The 3378-nt window shown below is 69.8% G+C and carries 1 protein-coding gene and 1 pseudogene; both read right to left on the reverse strand.

Annotated elements, in window-relative coordinates:
- Window positions 1-2724, reverse strand: a pseudogene (locus AQI95_RS44115) (type I polyketide synthase); the annotation flags it as partial.
- 43 nt (window positions 2725-2767) lie between these two features.
- On the reverse strand, window positions 2768-3378 hold a 611-nt coding region (locus AQI95_RS44120; protein ID WP_167362014.1), incomplete at its 5' end, for an acyl carrier protein.

Consider the following 3378-nt stretch of genomic DNA (forward strand, 5'->3'; position numbering starts at 1 on the left):
CACGGTGTCGAGCAGGGGATGCCCAGTTGCCAGCGCCGGATCGCCCCCGGACAGCGTCGGGTTCAGCCAGAACCGCTGCCGCTGGAAGGCGTAGGTGGGCAAGTCCACCAGGTGTGCGCCGGTGCCGGAGAACACCTGCTCCCAGTCGATGCCGACGCCGCGTATGTGCAGCTGCCCCACCGCGTTCATCAGCGCCCGGTCCTCGGGCACATCCCGACGCAGCGACGGCACACAATCCTCCGCCACCATCCCCGTCAACACACCATCCGGACCCAACTCCAGGAAGGTGGCGACGTTCAGATCACGCATGGCCTGCACACCGTCGTGGAACCGGACCGTGCCACGCACATGCTCCACCCAGTACTCGGGCGAGCACAGCCGCTCGGCGTCCGCCACCTCACCCGTCAGATTCGACACCACCGGCAGCGCGGGCTCGTTGTACGACAACCCGGCCGCGACCTTCCGGAACTCCTCCAGCATCGGATCCATCAGCGACGAGTGGAAGGCGTGCGACACCCGCAGCCGCTTCACGCGGCGGCCCTCCAGACGAGCCACCACCGACTCGACCGCATCCCCCACACCCGAAAGCACCACAGAATCAGGCCCGTTGACCGCGGCAATGCTCACACCCTCCGACAACAGCGGCGTGACCTCCCCCTCGGCAGCCTCCACCGCCACCATCACACCACCGGCCGGCAACGCCTGCATCAACCGACCACGCGCCACCACCAACGCCGCCGCATCCTCCAGCGACCACACACCCGCCACAAAAGCAGCCGCCACCTCACCGATCGAATGACCCGCCACAAAGTCGGGACGCACACCCCACGACTCCACCAGCCGATACAACGCCACCTCGACCGCGAACAGAGCCGGCTGCGCGTACCGCGTCTCGTCCAGCAGCTCCCCGCCCTCGAACACCACATCCTTCAGCGAACGGCCCAGCTCCTTGTCCACAGCCGCACACACCTCGTCGAAGGCCTGCGCGAACACCGGGAAGGCGCCGTACAGTTCACGCCCCATCCCCACACGCTGCGAACCCTGACCCGTGAACAACACACCCAGCCGCCCGGACACCACCCCCTCCGGACGCACCGACCCGAGACCCTCCCGCGCCTCGTCCACCGAACCCGCCACCACCACCGCACGATGCTCGAACCGCGCACGAGACACAGCCAACGAGTACGCCACGTCCACCAGGCTCAGATCGCGGTGCAGTTCCAGATGGTCCGCCAGCCGCCGGGCCTGGTCCCGCACCGCCTCCGCCGACCTCCCGGACACCAGCAGCGGTACGACAGCGTCGGCAGCGGCCACACGCTCAGCCCGTACCTCCGGCTCCACACCCTCCAGAACCACATGCGCGTTCGTGCCACTGATACCGAACGCCGACACACCCGCACGCCGCGGTCGATCCTCCGTCGTCGGCCACGCCCGCGACTCCGTCAGCAGCTCCACCGCACCCGCCGACCAGTCCACCTCCGGCGACGGCTCATCCACATGCAGCGTCTTCGGCAGCACACCGTGCCGCATCGCCTGCACCATCTTGATCACACCCGCCACACCCGCGGTGGCTTGGGTGTGACCGATGTTCGACTTCACTGACCCCAGCCAAAGCGGCTGGTCCGCCGGCCGGCCCTGGCCGTACGTGGCGATCAGTGCCTGCGCCTCGATCGGGTCACCCAACGACGTACCCGTACCATGCGCCTCCACCGCGTCGATGTCCGTGGCGAGGAGTCCGGAGTTGGCCAGCGCCTGACGGATGACGCGTTGCTGCGAGGGGCCGTTGGGGGCGGTGAGGCCGTTCGACGCGCCGTCCTGGTTCACGGCCGTGCCGCGGACGACCGCCAAGACCTGATGACCGTTGCGCCGCGCGTCCGACAGACGCTCCAGCAGGACCAGGCCCACACCCTCGGCCCACGCTGTACCGTCCGCCCCCGCGGCAAAGGCCTTGCAGCGCGCGTCGGGCGCCAGGCCCCGCTGCCGGGCGAAGGCTACGAAGGCACCCGGCGTGGCCATCACGGACACACCGCCGGCGAGCGCGAGGGAGCACTCGCCGCTGCGCAGTGCCTGGGCGGCCAGATGGATGGCGACGAGCGACGACGAGCACGCCGTGTCGATGGAGACGGCGGGGCCCTCGAAGCCGAAGGCGTACGAGACCCGGCCGGAGGTGACCGCGCCGGCGCTACCCGTAAGGGCGTACCCCTCGGCGCTGGACTCCCCGGTTTCGAGGCTGGGGATGTAGTCCTGGGGCTTGGTACCGGCGAACACACCCACGTTGCGCCCACGCATCGACGTCGGGTCGATACCGGCCCGCTCGAAGACCTCCCACGACGTCTCCAGCAACAGCCGCTGCTGCGGGTCCATCGCCACCGCCTCGCGCGGGCTGATCCCGAAGAAGGCGGCGTCGAATTCAGCGGCATCCGCGACGAAGCCGCCCTCCCGGGTGTACGACTTCCCGGGGCGCTCCGGATCCGGGTCGTACAGCCCGTCCACGTCCCAGCCCCGGTCGGTCGGGAACGGCGAGATGCCGTCGTTCCCGCCAGCGACCAGCTCCCACAGGTCCTCGGGCGAGGACACACCTCCCGGGAGACGGCAGCCCATGGCGACGATCGCGATCGGTTCTGTCTTCTCGGACTCGACCTCGCGCAGCCGCTTGCGCGCCTGGCTGAGATCGGCGAGGGCACGCTTGAGGTAGTCGCGCAGCTTGGCGTCGTTCGTGGTCATCGGAAGTCTTTCTGCTCAGCAGGTGTGGGGGACGGCGCCGCTGTCAGGAGGAGCCGAGCTCGTTGTCGGCAAAGCTGAAGAGCTCGTCGTCGGAGGCGGATTCGAGGTCGAACTCGGCCTCTGTCTCGAAACTGGAGCCCGACGGCACACATCGGGTGGCCAGTGTCTGCAGGCGCTTGGCCGCCTGCACCATGACCTCGTCGTCCAAAGCCGTGGAGGCCAACGCGGCTTCCAGTCGGTCGAGTTCGGCAAGGACGGACACCGGCGAGGCACCCAGCTGCTCCACCAGTACGTCGGCGAGGGCGGCCGGCGTCGGGTGATCGAACACCGCCGAGGCCGGCAGCCGGAGCCCCGTGGCCGCCGTGAGCCGGTTGCGCAGTTCCACGCCGGTGAGCGAGTCGAACCCGAGGTCCTTGAAAGCACGCTCCGGTGCGATGGCGTCCCGTTCGCGGCGGCCCAGCACGGCCGCGGCGTCGGTGCGCACCAGGTCGAGCAGGGCGCGCTGCCGGTCGGGCTGGGACATCATCGCCAGCCGGTCGGCCAGCGATTCGCCCGCCGCACCACCAGTGCCGCCACCGGCCGCACCGATCCGGACGCTTCGGCGCGGCACCCGTACGAGACCCCGCAGCAGGGGCGCCACCTGGTCCGCTGCGG

It is taken from the genome of Streptomyces yokosukanensis, assembly GCF_001514035.1.
In the GTDB taxonomy this organism is placed as follows: Bacteria; Actinomycetota; Actinomycetes; order Streptomycetales; family Streptomycetaceae; genus Streptomyces; species Streptomyces yokosukanensis.